Below are 285 nucleotides of genomic sequence, written 5' to 3'. Positions count from 1 at the left end.
AGGGAGTCGAACCCCCACGCCAAAGGCGCTAGATCCTAAGTCTAGTGCGTCTGCCAATTCCGCCACACCCGCATATTTCATTAAAATGGTGAGCCATGAAGGATTCGAACCTTCGACCCTCTGATTAAAAGTCAGATGCTCTACCAACTGAGCTAATGGCTCTCAAAATTAAAACTGGTGCCGACTAGAGGACTTGAACCCCCAACCTACTGATTACAAGTCAGTTGCTCTACCAATTGAGCTAAGTCGGCTAAATGGTGGAGGATGACGGGATCGAACCGCCGA

The 285-nt window shown here is 49.1% G+C and carries 2 tRNA genes; both read right to left on the bottom strand.

Features of this window, described 5'->3' with window-relative positions:
• Positions 1 to 86: 86 nt before the first annotated feature.
• Positions 87 to 162, bottom strand: a tRNA-Lys gene (locus tag MR167_RS32150).
• Between the two features lie 13 nt (positions 163 to 175).
• Positions 176 to 251 (bottom strand) — tRNA-Thr (locus MR167_RS32145).
• Positions 252 to 285 lie beyond the last annotated feature (34 nt).

Origin of the sequence: Bacillus cereus group sp. BfR-BA-01355, assembly GCF_022663675.1 — a bacterium.
GTDB lineage: Bacteria > Bacillota > Bacilli > Bacillales > Bacillaceae_G > Bacillus_A > Bacillus_A thuringiensis_S.
Note: the sequence above shows the minus strand (reverse complement) of the source record. Positions and strands in the feature narration are given on the sequence as shown.